This is a genomic window from Rhodohalobacter sp., assembly GCF_041686455.1.
In the GTDB taxonomy this organism is placed as follows: domain Bacteria; phylum Bacteroidota; class Rhodothermia; order Balneolales; family Balneolaceae; genus Rhodohalobacter.
Genome location: NZ_JAWLDW010000027.1, coordinates 1 through 26,923 on the forward strand (window position 1 = coordinate 1; position 26,923 = coordinate 26,923).

Genomic DNA, 26,923 nt, shown 5'->3' on the forward strand with positions numbered 1-26,923 from the left:
AGTTCACGAAGAAGGCAAGGCCAACGTTTTTGAAGGCAGTTTTGAAGAGTGTCTCAAAATCAATTCCGTTCTGCAGGAAATTCAATTAATCACAGAAATAAAAGGGTAAACAAACGTGTCTAAAAAAATAGGAGTTATCGTATTTCCGGGATCCAATTGTGATCACGATGCCTATCACGCAATGAAACATGTAATGAACGCAGAAACAAAATTTCTGTGGCACAAGGATTCAGACCTTTCAGATATTGATCTTCTGATTGTCCCCGGTGGATTCTCTTATGGCGATTATCTCCGCTCCGGAGCCATTGCCCGGTTTTCTCCCATTATGAACTCCGTGATCGATTATGCGAAGAAAGGGAATCCGGTTTTAGGAATTTGTAACGGATTTCAGATTCTGCTCGAATCAGGATTACTTCCCGGAGCTATGCTTCACAACGAGAAACTCCGATTTGTCTGCAAAAACGTTAATATCCGCGTAGAAAGCACCCAATCACTTTTCACATCTTCCATGAAAAAAGGACAAGTGATTAATATTCCGGTATCGCATGGCGAAGGAAATTACTTTATTGATGATGAAGGGCTGCAAAAACTGGAAGAGAATGATCAAATTGCCTTTCGCTATTGCGATGGGAATGGGAATCTAACCGAAGAATCCAATTTTAACGGCTCTGTTTCGGCAATTGCTGGAATTACCAACAAAGGCGGCAATGTGCTCGGCATGATGCCACACCCCGAACGCGCCATGGAAAAAGTTCTTGGTTCTGATGACGGAAAACTATTTTTCGAATCCGTTCTCGGAAGACTTCAAATCGCTTAATTTATGAAGCTAAACTTCGAACTTCTCAAGGAGATCGTATCCACTCCCGGCGCTCCCGGTTTTGAAGACCCTATTCGCGATGTAATTATCAGTCACATCAAAGACCATGTTGATGAATATTCCGTGGATCGAATGGGCAACCTTATTGGCCGTATCAAAGGTAATGGTCCAAAAGTGATGGCAGCGGCTCATATGGATGAGATTTCACTCATCTCCACGCACGTAGACAGTAAAGGTTTTATTCGATTTTCAACCCTGGGTGGGTTTGATCCGGAAACACTCATTACTCAGCGGGTAATCATTCACGGCGAGAAGACTATCCCCGGCGTGATTGGCACAAAACCAATTCACATTCAAACTGATTCTGAAAAAAAGACGAAATCAAAGCTGAAAAATCTCTTCATCGACACGGGACTTCCGGCTGATGAAGTAAAGGAGATTGTGCCAAACGGTACGCCTATTACCCGCGATAAAAACCTCCTTCATTTGGGAAATTCTATATCATCAAAATCGCTCGACAATAGGATTTCTGTTTACATGCTTATTGAAGCACTTCAGAGAGCAAAAAAATCAAATTGCGATTTTTATGCAGCCTTTACGGTTCAGGAAGAAGTAGGAATACGCGGTGCGCGCGTAGCTGCTCAGGCCATTCAGCCTGAAATAGGGTTGAATCTTGATGTAACTCTCGCCAATGATTTGCCAGGAGTTGGCGATCATGAAGTTTGCACAAAGCTGGGAGAAGGCATCGGGATTAAAGTAATGGACAAAAGTGTAATCTGTACCCCAACCCTTGTCAGGTATCTCGAACAACTTGCTGAGAGTCAATCCGTTAAGACACAGCGCGAAGTTTTAACAGCCGGCGGCACGGATACATCTGCCATGCAGTACTTAGTTGGAATTGGAAGCCATGTAACCTCCATTTCTTGTCCGGTTCGATATATACACAGCACTGCAGAAACCTGTTCTGTTTCGGACGTTAAAGCCGGAATTGAATTGACATCGTTATGCATTGAAAAAATCGGATCATACACTTTTAAATGACCCAGCCTGACAGCACATATCAACCCATGAGGCTCTACAGTAAGGATCTCGTTAAAAGCTATAAGAAAAGAATTGTAGTTGATCATGTATCTATTGATGTCAATCAAGGAGAGATTGTTGGACTTTTAGGACCAAACGGAGCCGGAAAAACAACCACCTTCAATATGTTTACCGGTATCGTTAAACCTAATTCCGGGAAAGTGTTTTTGAACGAAAAAAATATAACCCGAAAACCGATGTACCAACGAGCGCGGATGGGTGTGGGTTATCTTGCTCAGGAAGCCAGCGTGTTTCGAAATTTAACTGTACGGGATAATTTAAAATCCATCCTTGAATTTCATTCCATGCCCAAAAAAGAGATCAAAGAACGGGTTGATGAGTTAATTGAAGAGTTTGGCCTTCAAAAAGTGGTTAACAACAAAGGGTATAGTTTATCGGGCGGTGAGAGAAGAAGAACTGAAATTGCCCGAGCTCTGGTTACAGATCCAAAATTTATCCTCTTGGATGAGCCGTTTGCGGGTGTTGACCCAATCGCAGTTGAAGATATTCAGGAGATTGTAGCTGGCTTGAAAGGAAGAAACATCGGAATATTTATAACGGATCACAATGTACATGAAACGCTGGCCATCACAGACAGAGCCTACCTGATGTTTGAGGGAAAAATTTTACGTGAGGGCACTGCAGAGCAACTCGCAGAAGATGAGGAAGCCAAGAAATTATATTTAGGCTCACAATTTAAGTTAGACAGATATAAATCCTAAACAGTCATGAAAGAGACAACAGTAGAAGAGTTAAAGACAAAACGTGACAACAGTGAATCTTTTATACTGCTGGACGTAAGGGAGACACATGAGTACTATATATCAGACATTGACGGAACAACCCGTATACCCTACGATGATTTGAAAAACCGATATGAAGAGCTGAACCCCGACGATGAGATCATTACCATCTGCCGGACGGGAAGCTCTGCCTCTGACGCTGTAGAGTTTCTGGAATCGAAAGGTTTTGAGAGTGCTTCAGTGCTGAAAGGCGGTATTAATGAGTGGGCCAAAAAAGTTGACCCCTCATTGGTACAGTATTAATTTTTTGTCTTATATAGTTGCAGCGATTTGCTGAAATAGCTCTTCGTTGCTTTCAGTTCTCCTCATTACCTGAAGCAACATACTCATTGACTCTTTCGGCGATTTCTTCAACAAAAATCTTCGAACCATATTCCTCTCTTCCAATGAATCTAAAATAAATTTATCCTCATTTCGTGTTCCGGAAGCCGCTATGTTAATAGCAGGGAAAATTCGATCATTCGCAATTTCCCGATCCAGTACCAACTCCATATTACCTGTTCCCTTAAACTCCTCAAATATCAGATCATCCATTCTGGAGTTTGTTTCTACTAGACAGGTAGCTATGATGGTAAGAGATCCTCCGCCTTCAATTTTACGTGCAGAACCAAAAATCTTTTTAGGAATTTCCAATGCACGGATATCCAAACCACCTGAAAGTGTACGCCCGCTGTTACTCTGAACGGCATTGTACGCACGACCCAGTCGCGTTAGTGAGTCAATTAACAATACAGCATGTTCGCCTGCTTCTGCTTTACGCTTTACATGGCCAAGTGCCATTTCAGAAATCCGAACGTGGCTTTCTGTGGGTTTATCATTCGATGAGGCAAATACATCCGCGTTGGTGGATCGGAGAAAATCGGTTACTTCTTCCGGTCGCTCATCAACCAGCAATATGCCGGTATAAATATCAGGATGATGCTCGGTGAGCGCGCGTGCTATTTTCTTGAGAAGAACAGTTTTTCCTGTTCTTGGAGGCGCAACAATTAATGCCCGTTGTCCTCTCCCAATTGGAGCTACCAAATCCATCACTCTCAGCTCAAGGTCCTCCGCGTTATAGCCAAGCTTAATATATTCATTTGGCATAATTGGTGTTTGAAGCTCAAACCGATTAATTTTCTGCCACTCTTCAGCCGGTTTACCGTTTATTCGTTCAATAGAATGAACATGTCTATTTCCACTTTGATCCTGCTCAAACTCTCCTTCTAAAATTAATCCTGAACGAAGATCATAATGCTTCACTTCATCGGGTTTTAGAAACGGATCTTTAGGATCCAGGCTAAATTCAAAATCGAGCTTACGGATAAAACCGTAGCCTTTTTGATTGATTTCAAGCACACCGTTGTAGCGTCCGCCAATTCTGGTTTGCTGGTTATGATGAAATCGAGGGACAAATACGTTTTTATCTTTATTTTTACCCTTGCCTTTTCCTTTAGGCTTATTGCGGCCTTTATTTTTACGCGAACGTGCCATGCACAATAGTTTTAATTAAGTAATAGTCGTTTGAAAGTTATGTCTCTAAAATTGTATGGTCGTTAGAGGAGCTGAAAATTCTACAGAGTAGCAGAACTAAAGAAATGAATAGTGCAGTAGGTTAACTTATACCGCACTACTCAATAAGATAAGGAAGGAATCGGGTTATCAAAAATTATCGGACTGTTGTTGTTTCATCAATCCAGGCATAGCAGTCAGAAATATTACTGCCAATTTGAATTTCGTCTCCCGTTTCCCAACCTCTAAAAAACTTATCCTCTGACGACGGAGTAACCGGTTCGTAAGTTCCGTACTGTCTTTCAACCGTATTTGCCACAGAGGAGTCAGCATTCTGGGCTTTGTCCAAATAGTCCAATACCAACCAGTAAACGGATCTGTCATCACGCTCCATCGGCCTTCCTGAGGTACACTGCCGTATAGCCGCTGCATAAATATCTGCTATTTTGATGTAAGCTTCGCCCCAATTACTATCCAGCTCTAAACCCCGCCGTGCTAACCTTCTGGCTTCCTGCAAATTACCCTCATTCTGATTGATATCTGCCAGCTGCATTATCGCAGCTTTACGCTGAGAGTTTGATTCTGCGAGATCCAGTGCCCGCTGCCAAAAGTCACGTGCCTGACTATTCTCACCCGCTGACTGTGCGTATTCGGCTAGTCTTTTCGCATTTTCAAAACTTTGCTCTGCATCAAAGATCTGCCTTGCATATTCAATAGCTTTTTCCCGATTACCTTGATCCTCATAGAGATTCGCAATTTCTTTCAACAGCGCAATATCACCGGGGTTTTCTGCCAGGCGACCTTCCAGAAATTCAATTCTCTCTTCTGGATCTGAAAAAAGTCCATCTCGTATTTCATTAATCTGATTCATCAGGGAATTTCCGGCAAACTGTTCAATCTCTTCAATAATAGCCAGAGCTTTATCACGCTCATCCTGCGAAACATAATTCGACAATAAAATATTGATATAGTAACCGTCGCCGGCTTTAGCCAAACGCTCCGGATCTAACTCATAAGCTTTTTCATACTCTTCGTAAGCTTTATCCATTCCGTTGGAAATTTTACTCTGATTTTCCTGATAAAATCTCCCTTTATTAAAATGCCAGTTATAATAGTCTATTTCATCTTCACTGAATATTTCAAAAGCCTCATCATATATAATCTGAACCGTATCGAGATATGCACTACTAATTGATGGATCCGATTCTTGTTTAGACAATTCAGTATAAACATTAATCATACGTTCGAACTGTCGCGGTAAGCTAAACCTGTTTGCTCCTTCAATCGAGCGGGGCTGGTCTTCGAGCATCCATTTACCAAACTGAAGAGCCATATCATAACTTCCGGTGCGATAATTTTCATAAAAAATAGAATATGCCTGCAGCTCACTCATTCCGTACGGAGGGCCTTCCTGAGAATAGGCATTGGATGCGACTGCAAACATAATTGCGAATACAGCTATATACTTTTTCATAATTCTTCGGTTGGTTACTTATTTAAATGCCTTCAGCCCTTACCTAACTACTGAAATTTTGGACGTACGAACATAAATTCAGCCAAATTTAATGAGAGTTTAAAACCCCATATATTCTCTTTAACCAAACTGGCAGATTCTGTTCCCCGAATGCCATACTCAAAACTTAAGTCGATGGATGATGCCGCCTGTCTTGAAACAAACCCAATACCGGCATTTAAAAAGAGCGTATCAATATCCTCTCCATTGATGTTTAAATGTCCGGTATCATACGATGATCCCAAACTATATTTAAAGTTAGAGAAAAAGCCTCCGCGTTGTTCAGTTCTATATGGATGGTATTGCACCCCAAATCCGGTCTTTAGCCTATCTTTAAAATAGGCTTCTTGAGCAGGATTAAAACTATACTCGGCATCACTCCATTGCTGAATCATGGTTTCTGCCGAAAATACTACGAACCTATTTAAATTATACGTAAGGCCTGTATTAATTTCCATAGGCAATTTAACCGTTCCGTCAACGGCACTGCCGTTCTGATCTAATTCAACCAATGTACGACGCCCATTTATTGTTCGGAATGATGAAACAGATCGTTCAGCATCGATGGTAACCGGTAACGTGACAGTCGCTCCAATTGCAAACTGATCGTCTGAGCCAAAAACCGAGTTTTTATTAGCAAAAAGGCCAAATTTATGCCCAAACGCATAACCTTCAATATCACGGTCGTAATTCAAACCCCGGTAAGATACATCAGAAAATGCAGCCGTTACTTCCTGTTTCTGAGTCAGCAGATAAGCACCCATTGAGTAACCAATAGTAATATTATCCATTAACCTGTAACCTGCGCCAAATTCAAATTTATTAACGCCGCCCGAACCCTGGGTATTTGTTAAGTAATCGACATCATCGAGCTGAATTCCATCTACCGGTGCAAATGTGTCCTCGGTAACTCTCTGGAAGTCAGATCGTGTAACAGGGTTGAAGGATAATGATACTCCCAATCGGTTTCTGAGTACAGGTAAGATGAGCTGAAATTGATCAAAGGCAAATAGTGCTTTACTTGATGAATCAAACTGATCGCTGGCATTATAATTCATCATGCTTACAGCTACCGATCCGTGTGTAAAACCCGAAAGCCCCCATAGAGCCGGATTAGAGACGTTTGCGGATTGATTGGAAAATGTACTCACACCGGTCAATCCCATTCCAATTGTATTGGGCGAGAATGATTCTGAGGGAGAACCATAACCAAATCCGGAATAGAAAGATCCTGAATTTGCTAAGTTCTGATTTTGAGCATCCGCAGTTTCTCCTATCGATATAGAAAAAATTATGATAATTGCAGAAAGAAAATATTTCATGTGCATGTGTAAGAACTTATTCAACTGATGTAATTATGAGCCTTGGTTGTCTGTCTTGAGGTGCTGCATTGTCATGCAGTTTTATCGAGTAGAGAATTCCATTTACAGACTGTGCTGAAAAATAGAGAGGTGCTGCATTAACGTCACCGTATGTCGTATCAAGTATATATTGGGTAACATCGACTTTAAAGATTTCTTCGTCTTCATTGATATTAGCACCAAATCTAGCCGGTGTTGCAAAAATCTCAGAAATCAGGTCAGCCGGAGGTGTTGAAAATGTGTGTGCACGAATGGATTCAACATCCGGCCTCACTATTGAGCTATTAAGCTGTTCATCCGAGCGATCTATACTAAAAATGAGACTGGCATTTACAATATTTTTTGATTGAAGATCTTCAAAAGGAAGATTCAAGTTCACTTCCATCAGCCGGTCGATACTGTGCAGAACATTGCCGGAATCGTAGTCGGGCTCATCACTGCGCACTACATAAGCCCCCCAGTCACGAAGTCCCAATGAGCTGACTACTTCAACATCTTCATCCTCTTCCTCATCAAATTCTGTGGAATAAATCCTGAACTCCGTAATTGCCGGGTCTTCTTCCTCATCTGCGGGAGTGTGCCGAAGAAACTTGACCCTCGAATTTGTTTCAGCCGGTACAATTGCCAACCCGGTAAATTCCCTGGTATAGAGGGAATCTCTGTTCGCATCGTCAGAGTTGAAATAAGTACTGTATTTCTCTACCCATTCAGCAGATAGCTCTACTTCTACCGTGTCTTCATCAGCAACTTGAAATTCAGCCACTTTGCTTGAAAAATCGACAGGAGCAGCTTCGTTATACTTCAGCTCATTTCCTCGCCACTGATCCTCTAATTCAAATATTTCATAATCAGAAACGGAAAGCTCATCACCGTATATGGAAGAATTAAACACCATTCTCAATGTCATGGTATCGCCCTCAACCAGGGTATCCACCGCTGAGGTTGATATCACAGGTTTTAACACTGCAACAGCGTTTAGTGTTCCGTAAACCGGATCTTCAATATAACCCATAGCAGAATATGACAGCCCGCCAGAAAAGAAGTTCTCTTCAACAGAAGAGACATCCGTCACCGAATATTCATCTGTTGTTACGGAGCTGCCATCCGGGCCCAGGCCTTCGCCTACTGAGCCGGGTGATTCGCAACCTACGATTAAAGGTATAATGAGAAGAAGAAAGGCAGCGATAGATAATCTGCTGCCTTTTGAGTTGAGAAACTTATTATTAGATGAATTACTCATCTTTTCCGGTGATCTGCCGGTAGTAGTCTGCAAATTTTTTAGATACATCTTCGGGCGAACCCTGAATTTTTGTTGGGTTAATATTCAATTCATCGAAAAGATCGTCAAACTGATCTTTCAAGTGATTGCCGGTTACGACATGGTCACTGTGTTTCAGGCCGGTTTTAAGTAAATCAATTTCGCCATCTTCCAGGTAAGATTCTACATCAACTTCCTCAGGAAGGCCAAGCAAATCCAGGATGTTAGTCCCTTCAAACTGTCCTTTATTCTCCGGGTGGTGCAGATTATAAACAATCTGTGTATTCTTAAAAAGATCTTCGTTTTTGTATTTAGTTCGAACAAGAAGAGGAATTAATCCTGCCGGCCAGTCGTGGCAGTGAATAATATCCGGTTCCCATCCAAGATTGATAACTGTTTCAAGCACGCCTTTATTGTAAAAAGCAAGACGTTCGTCGTTATCGTCATAAAACTTTTCGGTTTTAGGATTATCAAACATCCCTTTGCGCTTGAAATATTTATCATTATCGAGGAAGTAAACTTGAAGCTTCGCATTTGGGATACTCGCTACTTTAATCTTCATGGTGTCTACTTGATCACCTACCTCCACTTCGATACCTGAAAGGCGGATTACCTCGTGCAATCTATTTCGACGGTCGTTAATTGTACCAAATTTTGGAAGTAAGATTCTTATTTCAAATCCCTGATCCTGCAATGAGGCCGGCAAAAATCGAAGCAAATCTGCCGTATATGTCATTCTTGCAAAAGGAGCTATTTCGGCTGCAGCGTATAATATTTTCATAATTGTAAATCTTACTTAAGTATTCTCTCGAGTACCGTTTGTGTTAGAGTTATTGGAATAGGCTTTCTGAGGGCCTTCTACGTCGTCGATGGAGTAAAAGTCAAAAAGAGTATCGCCTCGCAATCCTAAACGGATTGTTTCAACAGAAATTACCTCTGCCGGCTGAATGTTGCCAAGGTTAACATTGCTGCCAAATTTTTTAATAAACCAAACTTGCTGATCCTTTTGCGGTGCTTCAAATATCAAGTCTTGCATTGGGATTTGATCGGTTATCTCGTCAATCAAACCCGATCTGATTTCTCCGTTTGGACGAAACACACCAACCGTTCCGCTTTCACGCGCTTCACAAATCACTTTCCAGCTGCCAGCTTTCATCTCATTTTCTATCATTTTAACCCACTTATAGGGCGGAATGATTGAATCAGGATTTTTACTGCCAACTTCAGAAAGTACCGTAAAATCCTGGCTTAATTCGTTAATTATGTCAAGCTTCCTGTTTTCTGACAACCAAATTGTTCCGTTCGATACTTCCAGATACTGAATTTCATACCGTTTGAGTAGTTCTACATATGCATCCAGTTGATCGCGGAGCACATAAGCTTCAAATAGAGTGCCACCAAAATAAACAGGGATATCATATTTTTTATAGACATCCAGTTTATCTGAGAGATTTTGAGTTACATACGAAGTTCCCCAACCGAGTTTTACAATATCTGTGTAATTTGAGGCTACTTCACAGAAATCTTCAACTTGACGAACACTAAACCCTTTATCGAGTGCGAGAGTAATTCCTTTGTTTCGAGGTTTAACTGTCCTTTTAGGTAGATGGTTAAGCTGAAATTGCATTAAATGCTATTTATTCATTATTGAGACGGCGTAAGATACAAAAACGCTCCTTTTATTGAAAAGGGAGATATCGAACATTATTTCTCATTGTCTTCCTTCGGTTTTCTGTTGCTCATTTCACTCAAAAGCTTAATTCGCCCTTCGTCTATAGAACTGAGCATATCGTTCGTGTATCGCCAGAGCCAGTTATCTCCAACCGTTCCGGGCAGATTCATACGATGGGCTGTATCAAGACTCATAAAATCCTGTAGCGGGAAAATCGCCTGATCGGCAACCGATAGCATCCCAAGGCGAATCAGCTCCCACTCCGGTTCTCTTCCGTCTGATTTTGTGTATTCACGCATTCGGTGTTTTTCCACTTCCGGCGCCTGAATATACCATCCTCTGGTTGTATCATTGTCATGGGTGCCTGTATAGACTACGCAGTTCTGCGGATAATTATGAGGCAGAAAGTTATTTGTTGAGTCTGAATCGAAAGCAAATTGAAGGATTTTCATCCCCGGGAAGTTAAAAGAATCCCTGAGATCTTCCACCTCGGGGGTCATCACCCCTAAATCTTCGGCAATAATTGGAAGTTCGCCTAGCTCCTTTTTAATAGTTTTGAAGAGTTTCTTCCCGGGAGCTTTAACCCAACGTCCTTTAATAGCGTTTTCTGCACTCGCTTTTACCTCCCAATAGGCATCAAAACCCCTGAAGTGGTCGACCCGAATAGAGTCATACAGTTCAAACATCTGACGAAACCGTTTGACCCACCATGAGAAATTATCTTTTTCCAGAGCATCCCATTTGTAAAGCGGATTACCCCATAACTGCCCGGTTTCACTAAAGTAGTCCGGTGGAACACCGGCTATTAGTTTTCGGTTACCCTGCTTATCAACTGCAAAAAATTCCGGGTTCGACCATACGTCGGAGCTATTATGATCCACAAAAATCGGGATATCGCCAACCACACGAATTCCTTTATCATTGGCATACTTCTTGAGCTCATACCATTGATTAAAAAATTCGAACTGTAACCAAAGCTGATAATCAACCTCTTCCTTATTCTCTTTTTCAACTTTAGCGATGGCCTTTGGTTTTCTTTGAGCCAAATCCTGATCCCATTCATTCCAGGGCTGCTTATCATTTGCCTTTAAACAGGTCATAAAAAGACAGTAATCGTGGAGCCAAGTCTGATTACTTTTTTTAAAAGAACTCAACTCTTTTTTGTCCTGATCTGACATATCAGCATAAAACCGATCGGCAGCTTTTTTATAGAGCTCTTCTTTCAGTTCGTATGATTTTTCATACTCTGCCTTGTTTTTTACGGGTAGCTGAGCCGCTTCAACATCTTCCTTACTTAGCAATCCTTTGTCAATCAGACGATCAGGGCTTATCAAATAGTGATTACCGGCAAACGCAGAGTAGCTTGCATAAGGTGAGTTTCCATAACCGGTTGGACCCAATGGGAGAACCTGCCAAATGGTTTGATCGGTTCTTACTAAAAAATCAATAAACTTTTCAGCTTCGTAACCAAGATCGCCCATCCCATATTTTGAAGGAAATGAAGTTGGATGCACTAATGTGCCACAAGAACGTGGAAATCTCATAAATCTCTAAACTTAGGTCATTAAAATTATTTGAATAGTCTGTTATTTCTTTGGCCTTAAAATTAATCCTGCAAGGGGTGGCACCGTTACAGTAATATTTGCCGGCTGACTGTGCCATGCCCCATCCCGGCCCTCAATGATACCCGGTCCTGCATTGCTGCCTCCATAAAATTCTGAATCACTGTTCAAAACCACTTCGTAGTTACAGGCTTCCGGTACACCAAATTTATACTCTTTGTGTAGAGTGGGTGTGAAGTTGAGCAGAAAAACCAGGTAGTCGTCCGGGTTTTTTCCTTTTCTTATAAAAGATAACATACTGTTGTCTGCATCACTGATATCTATCCACTCAAAACCTTCCCATTTAAAATCAACTTCATGCAGGGCATGCTCATCTTTGTAAATTTGGTTCAAATCCTTCACTAAATTCTGCACTCCTTTGTGGTTTTCCCACTCAAGCAGATGCCAATCAATCGAGTGCTGTTCGGTCCATTCACTCCACTGGGCAAATTCGTTACCCATAAACAGCAATTTTTTACCAGGATGCCCAAACATGTACGTGTACAGGAGCCTTAAGTTTGCAAACTTTTGCCAGTCATCACCGGGCATCTTAGAAAGCAGTGACTTTTTCATGTGAACCACTTCATCATGAGATAAAGGAAGTATAAACTGCTCGGAAAATGCATAAATTAATGAAAAGGAGAGCTGATCCTGATGATATTTTCTATAGATCGGGTCTTTCTCCATGTAGTCCAGGGTATCATTCATCCAGCCCATATTCCATTTGAAATCGAAACCCAGGCCACCGGATGATGTTGGCCGTGAAACGCCCTGCCAGGAAGTAGACTCTTCAGCAAAGGTGAGTACTCCCGGAAAATATTCATGAACCACGTCATTGAAATGGCGAAGAAAATAAATAGCCTGTAAATTCTCCCGGCCACCATATTCATTTGGCAGCCAGTCGCCATCCTCACGGGAATAATCCAGATAGAGCATGGATGCCACCGCATCTACTCTCAAACCGTCGATGTGAAATTCTTCCAACCAAAAGATCGCATTGGATATCAGAAAGTTTTTCACTTCCGTTCGGCCAAAATTGAAAATATTGGTACCCCAGTCTTTATGCTCTCCCAAACGGGGGTCTTCATGCTCATAGAGTGCTGTGCCGTCAAATCGTCGGAGGCCATGATCATCTTTTGTAAAGTGCGCCGGAACCCAATCAATGATCACACCAATATTGGTCTGATGACATTTGTCGATGAAATACTTAAGATCTTCGGGGTTCCCAAATCGGCTTGTTGGGGCAAAATATCCTGTAATTTGATACCCCCAGGATGGATCATAAGGATGCTCGGCAATCGGCATCAGCTCTACGTGTGTAAAACCCATTTCGTCCAGATAAGGAACCAGTTCATCAGCCAATTCGCGGTACGATAGAAATCCAGGATCCTCTCCTACTTTTCGTTTCCACGAGCCTGCATGTATTTCATAAATCGAAACCGGCCGATCATGCTGCTGAATCTCCGAACGGTTTTCAACCCAGGATAAATCACTCCACTCGTAGGAGTCGGTCCAGATTTTTGATGATGTGCCCGGCCTCAATTCAGAAAAACGAGCATAGGGATCTGCTTTTTTCATTGGAGCCTGGTCCGGATGCGCTTTAACCTCAAACTTATAAAAATCCCCTTTTGTCACGTGCGGGATAAATGTCTCCCAAACACCCTGATCCGGATAAAACCGCATACCATGAATTCTCCCGTCCCAATTATTAAATGAACCGATCACACTCACACGGGACGCTGATGGAGCACAAACCACAAAATGAGTTCCTTTAACACCATCAACTGTTTTTAAATGGGCCCCCATCCATTTGTAAGCATAATGGTGATTCCCCTCACCCCAAAGCTGCAGATCGTAATCTGAAAGCTGGGGACCAAATCGGTAGGCATCCTCAATGGTATACACATCACCATCATAGGGTGTAACCTTCAGTTTGTATGCGAAACGATTTTTTCTGCGCGGAAAGATATACTCAAAAAGCCCGTCTTCAGAAGCTCTATTGAGCTCTACAGGCTTCCCTTTTTCGGGAATAAACTCAACCTTTTTTGCATCTGGACGAAAAACACGTACGGCCAATTTCTCATTTCCGTCAACGTTTACAGTTTGTAATCCTAAAACTGAAAACAGATCTCCATGCTTACCGTTGGATATTGCCTGAATTTCTTCGATTTTAAGCGTCAAGTTATTCACATCCCCTAATTTTGATTAGCTATTGCATTAAAATAAAAATTTTATAGCCAAATTAATGAACCCTTTTTCACAATTGCGTTAAAGGATTGAAATCAGACTCAATGAATATCACTCGTTTTATATCCAGACGCTATCTTTTTTCGCGAAAGCATCTATCACTAATTTCCGTTCTCACATCCATCAGTATTGCCGGTATCACACTGGGCACGGCTCTGCTTATTATTATTCTATCTGTTTTTAACGGTTTCTTTGATGTAATCCGCGGTTTCCTTCTATCTTTTGATCCGGACATTCGCATAGAGATGAACGAGGCCCATGCCATGCCTTTTGATCCCGACTTAATCAACAGGCTTCAAGATCATTCCGAAGTTGTTCAGGTGGCTCCTTTTGTGGAGGAAAAAGCTATGCTGATTTCAGAAGGCAACCAAAATGATGTAGTTACTGTGCGCGGTATAGAGAGGAGCTCACATATTAGAATTTCAGATCTGGAGCAGAGTGTTCAAAACGGTGTGTTTGATCTGTCTGTTCAAGACAACCGGCCCGGATTAGTAATCAGCAACACCTTTTCCAATCAGTATGGGCTGGGTTCCGGCGATGAAATTGTATTGCTCAGCGCTGCAGGAATGAGACGGGCAATCACACAGTTTTCAGCACCCAGGGTAAGCAGGTTTCAGGTACGAGGCAGCTATAACATTCAGCAAATTATTGATGATGATATCGCTTACGTCAATCTTGAGGCTTCCCAGCGACTCTTCAATATGCAAAACGAAATTACGGGGCTTGATCTACAACTTACCGATACAGACCGCGCCGAGCAGGTTAAAGAAGAACTGCAGCAGATGCTTGGGCCCGATTATCGATTACAAACCTGGTACGATCTCCAGAAACCTCTTTACGATGTGATGTATCTTGAAAAATGGGGATCCTATTTAATTCTCATGATTATTGTATTGGTGGCCGCTTTAAATATCGTTGGCTCCCTGACGATGATTGTAATTCAGAAGAAAAAGGATATTGGAGTTTTGATTTCGATGGGTATGACTCCCCAAAAAATCAAACAAATATTCATCAGCCAGGGAATCCAGATTGGGATCATCGGCTGTGGAATTGGGGGTGTCCTGGGCGTATTTACAGCTTGGCTTCAGCAGGAGTACGGTTTGGTAAAACTGACGTCATCATTTATTATTGATGCCTATCCGGTATCAATCCAGCCTTTGGATATCGCTTTAGTAGTTGGCGGAAGTTTGATTCTCTGCCTGGCCGCAAGCTGGTATCCGGCAACCCGGGCTGCTTCTGTTGAACCGGCCGATGCCGTTCGCGGAGAGTAAAAATTATCCGCGAATGATAACCGCTCCATGTAGCACGTGGCGACCAATTCGATGACAGGACACCGCAGGGGGTTGATGTCCCGGCGGACGATCGTAATACCAAACCCTGCACATTCCCCTTGGAGGCATATGGCCCGGTGGCACTTTAAAACGATGCTTTGCCCTTTTTTGAACTGACCTTGCCCTGCCATCAACTTTTTGAGGTGGATCGCCAATAATAATTGGCTCCGGCTCAATAACTAGCCCACCGGAAATCATACAGCCCGATCCGGCAAAAATTAATGTAAGCAGTAATCCTGTTTTAAGTATCCATCTTTTCATAATACAGAAGTTAGGTGAATGTCTAATTATTCACCTAAACAGCATCGGAAAAGAGTTGTTTCAGTATTCGGGTAAATTCACATGTTTATGCGATGCGGTATAATTACTACGAATTGTAGGTATCCGGCAGATCATTCTCATACAAAACAACATCACCCGGTGAGGCAAATTCTTTGAGAATGTCATTGGCTTCAAACAGCGAATTGGCAATTCGCATATTGGGAGCTGCACCATTATGCGCTTTTTTGATTCCCTTCTGGATTGATTTCGTCTGTTCATCGCCCACCAGAATAATAAGGTCGAGACCAGCTTTGGCAATATGTTCACCCAACTTTTGGTTCTCCTCATCCTCCAGCTCCCCCAGCTCAATCATACCGGGTGTGATAATAATTTTTTTGCCGGACTTAAACGATGCCAATATATCAACCGCGTTTTTTGCTCCAACGGGATTGGAGTTGAATGCATCATCAATTATAACCAAACCGTCTCTTTCTTTCAGCTCCAGGCGGTGCTCCACAGGCTCAATTTTTGAAGCTGCAACCGCCATGGTTTTCAGTCTTATATCAAACTCCAATGCTACAGCAGCAGCTATAGACATGTTTTGGATGATATGCTTTCCGAGCAACCTGGTTCGAAAATCTTCTTTGCTGATCCTGTTTCCATCATCATCAAAAACACTCATTTTAAAACAGGTGCCGTCGGCGTCGGTCTCACTTTCTGAAATACGAACTTTCCCTTCACTGCCTGCAAATACTGTTTTTACATCATTACGCAGTTCAGCCATCTCTTTTACAAGCGGATCGTCACTGTTTAAGATCAAAGTACCCCCGGGCTTCAACTCCCTGGCAAGGGTCGATTTCTCCCTTGCGATAGCTTTTTGAGATCCAAAAGTTTCCAAATGCGCAAGTCCCACATTTGTAATCACTGAAATATCAGGGCGTGCAATCTCACAAAGCTCTTTAATATTCCCCTCATATCGCGCGCCCATTTCCAGAATCAACACTTGATGATGAGCGTCCAGGTTGTTGTTGATTACCTTACAAATTCCCATAGGAGTATTAAAGCTGCCGGGCGTAACACACACTCTCACCCTCTCCTTTAAAAAGGCATCCATCAAAAACTTTGTACTTGTCTTACCGTAGCTGCCCGTAATAGCAATCACTTTCAAATGAGGCAGTGAAGCCAGTTTTTTGCGCGCCTGTTTCTTAAATCCTTTTTGGATCTGTTTCTCAACCGGCTTCATCAAAAAGGCTGATAAGAGCAGAAAAAGTGGAATGAAAATATCTACAACCACCATCCCGAAACTGAGAAAGTATGGGTCAACATTAATAAATGGGGCCACAAAATCCCGCAGCTGAATGCCCCTATAGGCAATATCAATCATATAAAACCAGAGAAAACCGAGGATAACAAGCACGGTTACCATCAATCGCTTTAGACGAGCTGTGTAAACCAACGGCTTCTTCTCTTTTTCAGCCTTGTACTTTGAAGTACCCAAGAACCAAAATAGCGTAAACACAAACATTGTAATAGCTCCGGCAGTGAGCGTAATTCGGTCAACAAGAAGTGTGATTATCGCCAATATGATCAGATTGAACAGTATATGCTCGACCGTAAAAAAACGGCTAAAAAAATGATCCATCACCCAATTGCGGAACTCATTCGTTTTATACCCAAGCTGTTGAAACATATGAAGAAAATATCGGAGCCTGTGCAGTGAGTGTCTTATAAAAATTACAACCAGGAGAATGATGATCGCATTCATAAAAAGCGTGTAGATATCCAAATCTGAACTATAAATTAAGTGAGTAATTCAACGATAAACCTGAGTTTGTCCGTTTGATTATAAAAAAATTAGTATCGGTTCACAGTTCGAAAATCAACCGGTGAACCGTTATATTCAGTTCGCTAATTGATCAAAAACAGATAATAAGATAGTAAACATCCTAAACTTAAAAGTTCACAATCATAGAGTGATTAAATAACCGGATGTTTCCGAAAATTTAAAAAGAAGAACCAAATTTTATGAAACTGATTATACCTATGGCCGGCCGCGGTACACGAGTGCGTCCACACTCCCACACAACGCCAAAGCCACTTCTCCCCGTTGCCGGAACCATGATTGTTGAGAGAATTGTAGAAACATTCGCAAGAACTCTCGACCGCACCATCGACGAGATCGTGTACATTCTCGGTCCCGATTTTGGACGCGAAATCAAAGAGACGCTAACCGAAATGAGCAAACGCCATAATGCAAAAGCGACTTTCCGAGTGCAGGATGTTGCTCTCGGAACCGCACATGCCGTAATATGTGCCGGCGAAGATCTGGAGGGTGAGGTTATCATTGTCTTTGCCGATACCATTTTTGATTCCTACGAAAAAGTAACCGTAGATGATGCCGATAGCGTGATCTGGCTGAAAGAGGTGGAAGATCCATCCAGATTTGGTGTGGCCGTTCATGACGGAGACACCATTACAGATTTTGTTGAAAAACCGAGTGAGCCCATTTCAAACCTGGCCATTATCGGTGTTTACTATTTCAAAAAAGGTGAGGATTTGAAGAAAGAAATTCAGTACCTGCTGGACAACAATGTGACCGGACATGGAGATGAGTACCAGCTAACGGATGCCTTAGATCGCTTGCTCAAAGACGGTAAATCGTTCAAAAAAGCAACCGTCGACGAATGGCTCGATTGCGGAACGCTGCCGGCATGGCTGGATACCACCGGCGAAATATTGGAGAAGGAAAATCATTCTTTCGATGAGTATGACAATACAACAATTCACCCGCCTGTGTACATCGGGGAAGGAGTTGAGATATCCGGCAGTGAGATTGGTCCGAATGTAAGCATAGAAGCCGGTTCTGTTATAAAAGACAGTAAAATTGAGAACAGTATTATTCAGAAAAATGCGCAACTTACCGGTTGCAAGCTAAACCGTTCAACTATCGGTAATTTTGCTGAGGCGCACAATGCCGAAGGTGAGATTCATATCGGAGATCACTCTATACTGAAACAGTAGCAAAGACAATTTCAAAGTCATAGGATGAGCGTGGTTTACATCTGTAGATCACGCTCTTTTTATGGCTGGAATTTTTTCTGATGGTATACAAAGTGATGTTCTTCATCACCCACTATGACTGAAAATTCTACTACATTTGCATCTTCAACCATCGGAAACCGAACTTCTCCTGCAATCGACTCCTCAGGATAGAGATCCGTTTTTCTTAAAACTTCCGTTTCCCAATAGGCTCTTTTTTCGTTTAAACTGGAAACCCTCGCATAAAACTGATCCCTGCGTTCAGATCGCTCTATAGCCTCGCGGGTTCTCTGATTATCTCTCTGATTTTGTTCTTCGGCTGTTCGTTCACCCGCACTTGCAACATCTGAAGCAATATTTGCTGCTACCGTGATACCGTCCAGCACCTGACTCGTTCGCTCGTTTGCTTCTGCACGAGATGAAGCCAGATCGAGATCCAATATCACTTGCTCCGGATCGATTGCAGTTCCGCCGTCCAGCGGATCATAACTTCCGTTAGGATATTCACGTTTTGCACTGTATTTGAAGTTCGCTGTATCAATCTGAACAAGAGAACCTGAGTAATTCACGATTTCAACATCCATCACGACCTGTTGCCCTATGTGGCGGTAATATGCCATGGTAACCGAGGAGTTTTCACCTTCGCTATGGAGGTATTCCATACCGCGGTAATTCAGAACATCATCTTCTTGAGATTCTAATCTAAAAACCGGTTCCGGAGCACAACCGAAAATTAAAATTGTACTGATGAATGCTATGACTAAAAGAGTTTTTTGAATCATAAAATCTAATCTGATTACTTGATCGAATTGAATTCTAAAGAACTAATTTTTCCTTTTCAACCACATTATCATGTTATGAAATTCATTTAGGTCTCTGTGCACTATTTAACTAAATTGTAATGTGTTCACTTTTGCCTTGTAAAGCATTGGTAACCCCACAAGAAACAAATTCATCAGTTTACTGTTTTAACAAGAGATTGTTTATACAATAACCAAATCAAAAAACTATGTTGCGTATTACAAAAACGTCCACAATAATATTATTGATACTGGCTTCCACATTAATCATTTCCGGCTGTTCGAATTGGAGCAATACAGCTAAAGGAGCTGTAATAGGTGGAGGTGGCGGAGCCGCTGTAGGAGCCGTTATCGGTAAAACATTAGGTAATACAGCGGCCGGAGCTATTGCCGGAGCTGCCGTTGGTGGTACTGTAGGCTCAATTATTGGCCGGAATATGGACCAAAAAGCAGAGGAGCTTGAACGTGAACTTGAAGGTGTAACCGTTCAGCGAGTTGAAGAGGGTATTGCACTTAGTTTCGACAGTGGACTTCTGTTTGGATTCGATTCTTCAGCACTTAGAGATGCATCCAAAGAAAATTTGCAGAAATTAGCCCGAATCATGAACGATGATGATGAAACCAATCTCATGATTGTTGGCCATACTGACTCAACCGGTGATGAAGATTACAATCTTCGCCTAAGTGAACGTCGATCACAATCTGCTGCAGATTATTTGATTGAACAGGGAATAGATGCTGACAGAGTTCAAGTTGAAGGCCGCGGAGAATATGAGCCAATTGCCGATAATGACACGGAAGCCGGCAGACAGGAAAATCGTCGCGTAGAAGTAGCCATCTTTGCAAGTGAAGAGTACATCGAAAGATTGGAAAGGGCTCAGCAGTAAAATTGCCCGATTAGTTTGACATTCAGAAAGGCGATGCCGAAAGGTTTCGCCTTTTCTGTTTTTGGGACGTTTTATATTTGTTACAAACCGACCTGACAACAAAGGGGTATTCACCGCAGAGGCGCTATGGACGCAGTTAAACACAACTGTGAAGAACTTTACCCTCCTTCATCATTTGATATTCTTCTGTTCAAAATTCGACATTCTATCATCTCCTTCTCATCAATCGGAGGAACCCCGAATGGGGTTTAATTCTGCAAGAAATCCACAATTTGTGTTCAGTTTTAGCAGAGATCCTACTTTATAGGCATTTTCATCAAACAAAGTCGTCAAAACGCTGTTTCTTATTGGCTCCTTTCAGCACTTTATGAAGTTCATCGTGCGGGGCTTCAGGTTCCAGGTGAATCGTAACGATTGCATCACTTTTCAATGCATCAATTAATTTTCTCTCGAGCACGGTAGCATCATCATGAGCCTTCTGGAGACTAATCTCTTTTTTGAAAGTTACATGCAGTTCAACCCAGGTTGTATGACCCGAGGTTCTGTGGCGTAAATGATGCCAGCCCGTCGCATCTTTTGGAAGTTCGCTATTAAGCACCGTTTCAAGCGCGTCATGAACCGCGGGATTACGCGCGTCCATAATACCGTCCACCGAGTAGCGGATCAGCTTAAAACCTTCGTAGGATATGTAGAATGCAATAGATATACTGACAATGGTATCGAGGTAAACCCATCCGGTAAGGTTAATCAAAAGCAGCGTCAGAATCACTCCGCCACTGGTCCAGACATCAGTAAGCACATGTTTGCCGTTACTTATGGCAATCATACTGTTCTCTTGCCGACCAACTTTTTGAACATAAAGTCCAAGAGCCAGGTTTACCACCGCCGCAAATCCTACCAGATACATTCCGGTGCCAAGGTTTTGAAGCTCCAACCCTGTTATCAGGTTCTGAATTGCCAAAAACAGAATAGAAATTCCGGCCAGAATAATCACAACACCTTCAACCCCAACAGAGAGAAACTCAATACGTTCATGTCCATAAAGGTGATTGTCATCTGCCGGCTTCAAGCTCAAATGATACCCGTACAAAACAAATCCAACGGCCAATACATGAACAATTGATTCGGCAGCATCAGACATTGCTGTTGTAGAATCCGTAATCAAAAATGCAGTCACTTTAACGACAAGTGACAAAAATGAAACTGTCAGGCTTATACGAAGTGCATTTTTAACTTTGGAAGATGCTGTCATTCTTAAAAAATTTAACGAAAAAGAAATCCGGACTATTGCTGAATGCTATGCGGATAGTTTTTATTTTAGAAAGCTAACTAAAAATTAAGATTCATTTTGCTGGAAATACCAAAACAACACAAAGAGATTTTTGAAACCATCGGGAACATTGCAGAATCCGAAGGTCTACAGGTTTTTGTTGTAGGCGGATATGTTCGCGATTACTATCTTCAACGACTGAATCCCGATGAAATCACCGACATCGATTTTGTTACGGTTGGCTCGGGCATTCAACTCGCCAGAAAAATTGCACAAAAACTAAATACCAGTAAACTCACTTTATTTAAAAAATTTGGCACTGCACAAATTAAATATAACAATTTAGACCTGGAATTTGTCGGAGCCAGAAAAGAGAGTTACCGTCGCGAATCGCGCAAACCAATTGTGGAAGACGGTACCCTAGAAGATGATCAGCTGCGGCGCGATCTTACAATCAATGCGCTTTCCTGGTGCCTAAACCCGGATCAGTTTGGAGTTCTACACGATCCTTTCAACGGTATTCAGGATTTAAAGAACAAAATTATTCGCACTCCAATCGACCCGGAGCAGACATTTGATGATGATCCGCTGCGAATGATGCGAGCCGTGCGATTTGCTACTCAGCTACAGTTTGATATTGATCAAAAAACCTTCTCCGCTATAAGTAAAATGTCTCACAGGCTCTCTATTATCTCAAAAGAGAGAATTTTGGATGAGCTGAATAAAATTGTACTCAGTCCAAAACCATCCATAGGCTTTGAACTTCTGCTAAAAACCAATCTGCTGAAGGAATTTTTCCCGGAAATGGTCAACTTACTGGGAGTGGACGTACGCAATGGCCAGCGCCATAAAGATAATTTCTGGCATACGTTGAAAGTACTTGATAATACTGCAGAGAAAAGTGACGATCTCTGGCTTCGATGGGCGGCAATTATGCATGATATCGCAAAACCCCCAACTAAAAAATTCTCGAAAAGCGTAGGGTGGACTTTCCACGGGCACGACGCTTTAGGGGCCAAGTGGGTTCCACGAATTTTTAAACGCCTGGGGCTGCCGCTGGATGACCGCATGCGGTATGTTCAAAAATTAGTGCGCCTTCACCTCAGGCCCATCGCTCTCGTTTCGGAGGAAGTTAGCGACAGTGCCGTACGAAGATTGATTTATGAAGCAGGTGAAGATATCGAAGATTTGATGACACTTTGCCGGGCAGATATCACGAGCAAAAATGAGTGGAGGCGAAAGAAATACCGGAATAATTTCGATCGTGTTGAGAAAAAAATTGTCGAGGTAGAAGAGAAAGACCGGATGAGAAATTGGAAAAATCCGATCAGCGGTGAGGAAATCATGGATGAGCTGGGTGTAAAACCCGGACCGGTTGTTGGCAAGGTTAAAGATCGTATCAAAGATGCCATTCTTGATGGTGACATTCCGAATAATTACGAGGCCGCATATGATTACCTGCAGCAGATAAAATCGGAATACGTCAATTCAGTTGAAAATTAAACCAACCCGACCGCACATGAAACTCATGACTCTCATTGGATTGGCGGCCGGATTTTGTACTACTGCCGCATTCCTTCCCCAAGTAATTAAAACCTGGAAATCTAAATCGACAAAAGATCTTTCACTCGGATTGTACTCCATTTTTTGCACGGGTATTCAGCTTTGGTTGATATATGGTATTATGATTACTGACCTGCCTATTATTCTGGCAAATGCCATTACTTTAATTTTAGCCGTCAGTATCCTGTTTTTTAAACTCACAATTAAAAACTAGCCCAGCTTCAAACCTTCAACTTACACTTTATGTCTATGTGGATTGCCAATTCGTACGGAAAAATCAACCTAGGTCTTCATGTTCTGGAAAGACTGCCAACAGGTTATCATCGGATTGAAACCGGACTCTGTTTTATTGAATGGAAAGATCGATTCGAAGTAGAGGAGTCTGAATCGTATCAGCTCATGATGTCTGACGAATCGATCTCAACAGATTCTTCAAACCTGATCACAAAAGCCTACAATACCTTCGAAAAATATGTAGGACTGAAAAACCACTATCGTTTTAACGTTACCAAAAATATCCCGGCCGGAGCAGGACTTGGCGGAGGCAGCAGCAACGCTGCATTAACCTTGAAAATTTTGAATAAACTTGAAGGTGCCGGACTATCAGACAGTGAACTGATTGACTTTGGACGAACACTTGGCGCAGATGTGCCTTTCTTCATAAAAGGTAAACCGGGAATTGCTACCGGGCTGGGACACGATATTGAACCGGCCGACATACAACCCGATGCATGGATTGTTGTGATGTACCCGAATTTTGAAAGCTCCACTGCTGAGGTTTATCAGAATTGTACTCCAAATCCGGATCATGACTTTTCAATAAAAGGTGTATTATTGGAAGAAGAGATTGACCAGTGGCAATTTTTACTGGAAAACGATCTGGAGGCTCCGGTTTTTGCAAAGCATGAATTGGTTGGTAATATTAAAGATCAGATGCTTGAGTTTGGCGCTGAGGCAGCCATGATGAGCGGAAGCGGTTCCACGGTTTACGGAATATTTGAACAGGATTTTGTTGCAATTAATGCCTATGAATCGTTTCATAAGCTTGGATTTCCGGCAAATCTGACCAGACCTAAATTTGAGCCTGACAACGGAATTTACAGAAAAGACTAAACCATTTGGAGAGAATGCTGTACATCTAAGCGCTCCACTAACGACTGATTGATAATTAACATTTTGACACTATGGCCAAATCAAAGAATATAGACCCACGCGCCGGTATGGATGTGGATTCATTTAAAGAAGATATTAAGCAACACCTGCGATACACTCTTGCCAAAGATAAGTACTCATCAACCGAATGGGATAGCTACCGAAGTGTTGTGCTTTCTGTTATGGATCGTCTGCATGATCGCTGGCTGGATACGCAGCAGCGGTATTACGACGACAACAAAAAAAGAGTTTACTACATCTCTATGGAGTATCTGATCGGGCGACTGCTCGACAATATGCTCGTCAATCTTGGAATGCAGGATGTGGCTGCAGAAGCCATGAAAGAGGTTGGATTGGATTACGATAAGGTACGGAATGCCGAATGGGACGCCGGACTTGGAAATGGCGGCCTGGGAAGACTTGCCGCCTGTTTTCTTGATTCCATGGCAACACTCGGAATCCCTGCGATTGGTTACGGAATTCGATATGACTATGGAATATTCTACCAAAGTATTGAAAACGGCTACCAGGTTGAAAAACCGGACCTATGGCTTCGATACGGGAATCCATGGGATATTGTAAGGCCTAAGATTCAGTACAATGTCCCCTTTTACGGGAATTCTCACGCCTTCCATGATGACAGTGGCGACTTGAGATTCCGCTGGGATAATACACACGATGTCCTTGCCGTAGCGTACGACACTCCAATTCCGGGTTACAAAAATGATGTAGTTAACAACCTCAGACTCTGGAAGGCATCTTCGTCATCATCAATCGATCTGAAGAGTTTTAACCAAGGGCAGTACATTGACGCGGTGCGTGATACACAACTGAATGAAAATATTTCCCGTGTACTCTATCCGAATGACAAAGTGTTTTTAGGGCAGGAGTTGAGATTAAAACAGGAGTTCTTCCTGGTAGCGGCTTCCGTTCGCGATATCCTTCGCCGGTTTAAAAAAACCAATGACGACTGGAGAAATCTACCGAATAAAGTGGCCATTCAGTGTAACGACACACATCCAAACCTGGCTATTCCGGAATTGATGAGAATTCTGGTTGACGAAGAGGGACTTAACTGGGATCTGGCTTGGGATATCACTAAAAAGACCATGGCCTATACAAATCATACACTGCTCCCGGAAGCACTCGAAAAATGGCCCGTATCTCTGCTGAGAAGCTTGCTGCCGCGTCACTTGCAAATCATTTATGAAATCAACCGAAGATTTCTGAATGAGATCAGTGATCAAATCGGTGATGACAAAGGGAAGATCAGCCGGCTGTCGATTGTTGGAGAAGGTGAAGATCCGGTTGTGCATATGGCTTCGCTAGGGATTGTGGGTTCACACAAAGTAAATGGTGTGGCCGCGCTTCACAGTAACTTGATCAAGAAGCATCTATTTAAAGATTTCTATGAGATCTATCCGGAGAAGTTTACCAACAAAACAAACGGTATTACTCCGCGCCGCTGGCTGAGACAGTCGAACCGTGAATTATCCGACCTGATAACCGGTGAAATTGGAGAAGGCTGGGTGACCGATCTGGATCAGCTGAAAAAGCTTGAGAAATTTGTGGACGACAAGAAGTTCATGAAAAAGTTTGCCAAGGTGAAGCAGAACAATAAGCAGCGCATGGCAGACTATATCGAAGAGAAGCGCGGAATCGAGGTTAATACCAAATCGATGTTTGATATTCAGATTAAGCGTATTCACGAGTACAAACGTCAGTTCATGCTCGCTCTCTATGCAATTACCCAGTACAATCGTATCAAAGCGAAGCCCGACGGAGACTATGTTCCGCGAACCATTCTGGTTGCCGGTAAAGCCGCGCCGGGTTACACCATGGCTAAGCTCTTTATCAAGCTGATGAATGATATCGGCAAGAAGATTAACAATGACTCGGACGTTGGCGACAAGCTGAAGTTTATCTTCCTGGAAAATTACAGCGTAACACTTGCTGAGAAGATGATACCATCAGCAAACCTTTCGGAACAGATCTCTACAGCAGGATTTGAGGCATCCGGAACGGGTAACATGAAGTTTGCCCTCAACGGAGCACTCACAATCGGAACACTTGACGGTGCGAATGTAGAGATCAAAGAGGAAGTTGGCGAGGAGAACATCTTTATTTTCGGAAACACAGTGGATGACGTGGAGAAACTGCGTCACGAAGGGTACAACCCGTGGGATTATTACAATTCCAACGATGAACTGAAAAAAGCATTGGATCAGATCAAAGACGGTTTCTTTAATGATGATGAGGAGCTTTATCAACCGATCATTGACTCTCTACTCCACAAAGGAGATTACTTCCTGGTTCTGGCCGATTACGAAGCCTACGTTAACAAGCAGGCTGAAGTTGACAAGCTCTATAAGGATCAGGATGAGTGGAATCGTAAGGCTCTGCTCAACACGGCACGAGTTGGTAAATTTTCCTCAGACCGTACGATCAAGGATTATGCGGATGAAATCTGGGATGTGGAAGTGAAGAAGTAATTATCTGAGAACTTTCTTCCTAGAAAAATTCAAAGCCCTTCTGAATTCAGGAGGGCTTTTCTATTTGGGCTGATGGTCAGTACTCCACTTTTCGGTTTGAAATAACAATAAATCACTCTTTTTTCTCGCAGATTTTCGCAGAATGAAACGCTAAGTTTCATCGAGTTAATTAAATACTTGTTTAATTGCCACGGAGGTATTATAAAAAAGAGGTCGCCCTGAATTTGTTAGATTTAAAGTTCCTCAACTTTTAACAAATACACAGGAGACCTCTTTATGAAGAAC

Annotated in this window: 23 protein-coding genes; 11 read left to right on the top strand and 12 right to left on the bottom strand. The window is 42.4% G+C overall.

The window, feature by feature from the left end:
• Positions 1 to 115: 115 nt before the first annotated feature.
• The 4 genes from purQ to ACESM0_RS05270 are packed head-to-tail and all read left to right on the top strand — an operon-like array spanning position 116 to position 2,943.
• Positions 116 to 817: a phosphoribosylformylglycinamidine synthase subunit PurQ gene (gene purQ, locus ACESM0_RS05255; protein WP_372904353.1), complete on the top strand. Its 702-nt coding sequence runs from the start codon at positions 116 to 118 to the stop codon at positions 815 to 817.
• Between the two features lie 3 nt (positions 818 to 820).
• Positions 821 to 1,858 (top strand): M42 family metallopeptidase, encoded by a 1,038-nt coding sequence (locus ACESM0_RS05260; protein WP_372904355.1) that lies wholly within the window; start codon positions 821 to 823, stop codon positions 1,856 to 1,858.
• A gap of 26 nt (positions 1,859 to 1,884) precedes the next feature.
• Positions 1,885 to 2,619: an LPS export ABC transporter ATP-binding protein gene (gene lptB, locus ACESM0_RS05265; protein WP_372904395.1), complete on the top strand. Its 735-nt coding sequence runs from the start codon at positions 1,885 to 1,887 to the stop codon at positions 2,617 to 2,619.
• A gap of 6 nt (positions 2,620 to 2,625) precedes the next feature.
• A complete protein-coding gene (locus ACESM0_RS05270) occupies positions 2,626 to 2,943 on the top strand; it encodes a rhodanese-like domain-containing protein (protein ID WP_372904356.1) in 318 nt (105 codons plus the stop codon).
• Between the two features lie 9 nt (positions 2,944 to 2,952).
• Here the strand turns inward: ACESM0_RS05270 and rho are convergent, their stop codons facing one another.
• From rho to glgB, 8 genes are all read right to left on the bottom strand, one after another.
• Positions 2,953 to 4,173 (bottom strand): transcription termination factor Rho, encoded by a 1,221-nt coding sequence (gene rho / locus ACESM0_RS05275; protein ID WP_372904358.1) that lies wholly within the window; start codon positions 4,171 to 4,173, stop codon positions 2,953 to 2,955.
• Between the two features lie 175 nt (positions 4,174 to 4,348).
• Complete coding sequence (locus ACESM0_RS05280; RefSeq protein WP_372904360.1) at positions 4,349 to 5,665, bottom strand: tetratricopeptide repeat protein; 1,317 nt, start codon at positions 5,663 to 5,665, stop codon at positions 4,349 to 4,351.
• 47 nt (positions 5,666 to 5,712) lie between these two features.
• A complete protein-coding gene (locus ACESM0_RS05285; protein ID WP_372904362.1) occupies positions 5,713 to 7,026 on the bottom strand; it encodes a hypothetical protein in 1,314 nt (437 codons plus the stop codon).
• A gap of 16 nt (positions 7,027 to 7,042) precedes the next feature.
• On the bottom strand, positions 7,043 to 8,305 hold the full coding sequence (locus ACESM0_RS05290) for a hypothetical protein (protein WP_372904364.1): 1,263 nt from the start codon (positions 8,303 to 8,305) through the stop codon (positions 7,043 to 7,045).
• Positions 8,298 to 9,104, bottom strand: coding sequence for a glycogen/starch synthase (locus ACESM0_RS05295; RefSeq protein ID WP_372904366.1), 807 nt, complete (start codon positions 9,102 to 9,104; stop codon positions 8,298 to 8,300). The genes ACESM0_RS05290 and ACESM0_RS05295 overlap by 8 nt, the downstream gene beginning before the upstream one ends.
• 15 nt (positions 9,105 to 9,119) lie before the next feature.
• A complete protein-coding gene (locus tag ACESM0_RS05300) occupies positions 9,120 to 9,950 on the bottom strand; it encodes a phosphosulfolactate synthase (RefSeq protein WP_372904368.1) in 831 nt (276 codons plus the stop codon).
• Positions 9,951 to 10,027: 77 nt separating this feature from the next.
• Positions 10,028 to 11,539, bottom strand: a complete 1,512-nt coding sequence (malQ, locus tag ACESM0_RS05305) for a 4-alpha-glucanotransferase (protein ID WP_372904370.1) — start codon at positions 11,537 to 11,539, stop codon at positions 10,028 to 10,030.
• Between the two features lie 42 nt (positions 11,540 to 11,581).
• The gene (glgB, locus tag ACESM0_RS05310) at positions 11,582 to 13,786 is read right to left on the bottom strand and encodes a 1,4-alpha-glucan branching protein GlgB (RefSeq protein ID WP_372904372.1); all 2,205 of its coding nucleotides are present in this window, start codon (positions 13,784 to 13,786) and stop codon (positions 11,582 to 11,584) included.
• 101 nt (positions 13,787 to 13,887) lie between these two features.
• Here glgB and ACESM0_RS05315 point away from each other — a divergent pair, with 101 nt between their 5' ends.
• Positions 13,888 to 15,114, top strand: a complete 1,227-nt coding sequence (locus tag ACESM0_RS05315) for an FtsX-like permease family protein (RefSeq protein ID WP_372904374.1) — start codon at positions 13,888 to 13,890, stop codon at positions 15,112 to 15,114.
• A 3-nt stretch (positions 15,115 to 15,117) separates the two neighbouring features.
• On the opposite strand, the gene ACESM0_RS05320 is transcribed toward ACESM0_RS05315, so the two are convergent.
• Complete coding sequence (locus tag ACESM0_RS05320; RefSeq protein ID WP_372904376.1) at positions 15,118 to 15,435, bottom strand: hypothetical protein; 318 nt, start codon at positions 15,433 to 15,435, stop codon at positions 15,118 to 15,120.
• Between the two features lie 106 nt (positions 15,436 to 15,541).
• A complete protein-coding gene (locus tag ACESM0_RS05325) occupies positions 15,542 to 17,221 on the bottom strand; it encodes a UDP-N-acetylmuramoyl-tripeptide--D-alanyl-D-alanine ligase (RefSeq protein ID WP_372904378.1) in 1,680 nt (559 codons plus the stop codon).
• A 239-nt stretch (positions 17,222 to 17,460) separates the two neighbouring features.
• Here ACESM0_RS05325 and ACESM0_RS05330 point away from each other — a divergent pair, with 239 nt between their 5' ends.
• Entirely contained in the window at positions 17,461 to 18,456 is a 996-nt protein-coding gene (locus tag ACESM0_RS05330; protein WP_372904380.1) for a sugar phosphate nucleotidyltransferase, read from the top strand.
• Positions 18,457 to 18,515: 59 nt separating this feature from the next.
• Here the strand turns inward: ACESM0_RS05330 and ACESM0_RS05335 are convergent, their stop codons facing one another.
• On the bottom strand, positions 18,516 to 19,256 hold the full coding sequence (locus tag ACESM0_RS05335) for a hypothetical protein (protein WP_372904381.1): 741 nt from the start codon (positions 19,254 to 19,256) through the stop codon (positions 18,516 to 18,518).
• Positions 19,257 to 19,483: 227 nt separating this feature from the next.
• Here ACESM0_RS05335 and ACESM0_RS05340 point away from each other — a divergent pair, with 227 nt between their 5' ends.
• A complete protein-coding gene (locus ACESM0_RS05340; protein WP_372904383.1) occupies positions 19,484 to 20,161 on the top strand; it encodes an OmpA family protein in 678 nt (225 codons plus the stop codon).
• A 316-nt stretch (positions 20,162 to 20,477) separates the two neighbouring features.
• On the opposite strand, the gene ACESM0_RS05345 is transcribed toward ACESM0_RS05340, so the two are convergent.
• The gene (locus tag ACESM0_RS05345; protein WP_372904385.1) at positions 20,478 to 21,413 is read right to left on the bottom strand and encodes a cation diffusion facilitator family transporter; all 936 of its coding nucleotides are present in this window, start codon (positions 21,411 to 21,413) and stop codon (positions 20,478 to 20,480) included.
• Between the two features lie 96 nt (positions 21,414 to 21,509).
• Here ACESM0_RS05345 and ACESM0_RS05350 point away from each other — a divergent pair, with 96 nt between their 5' ends.
• The 4 genes from ACESM0_RS05350 to ACESM0_RS05365 all read left to right on the top strand — a co-directional run bounded on the left by ACESM0_RS05350 (position 21,510) and on the right by ACESM0_RS05365 (position 26,638).
• The gene (locus ACESM0_RS05350; protein ID WP_372904387.1) at positions 21,510 to 22,934 is read left to right on the top strand and encodes a CCA tRNA nucleotidyltransferase; all 1,425 of its coding nucleotides are present in this window, start codon (positions 21,510 to 21,512) and stop codon (positions 22,932 to 22,934) included.
• Between the two features lie 16 nt (positions 22,935 to 22,950).
• Complete coding sequence (locus ACESM0_RS05355; RefSeq protein WP_372904389.1) at positions 22,951 to 23,208, top strand: SemiSWEET transporter; 258 nt, start codon at positions 22,951 to 22,953, stop codon at positions 23,206 to 23,208.
• 29 nt (positions 23,209 to 23,237) lie between these two features.
• Positions 23,238 to 24,107 carry a 4-(cytidine 5'-diphospho)-2-C-methyl-D-erythritol kinase gene (gene ispE / locus ACESM0_RS05360; RefSeq protein ID WP_372904391.1) on the top strand — a complete coding sequence of 290 codons (870 nt, stop codon included), beginning with the start codon at positions 23,238 to 23,240 and terminating at the stop codon, positions 24,105 to 24,107.
• A gap of 71 nt (positions 24,108 to 24,178) precedes the next feature.
• The gene (locus ACESM0_RS05365; protein WP_372904393.1) at positions 24,179 to 26,638 is read left to right on the top strand and encodes a glycogen/starch/alpha-glucan phosphorylase; all 2,460 of its coding nucleotides are present in this window, start codon (positions 24,179 to 24,181) and stop codon (positions 26,636 to 26,638) included.
• Positions 26,639 to 26,923: the final 285 nt, after the last annotated feature.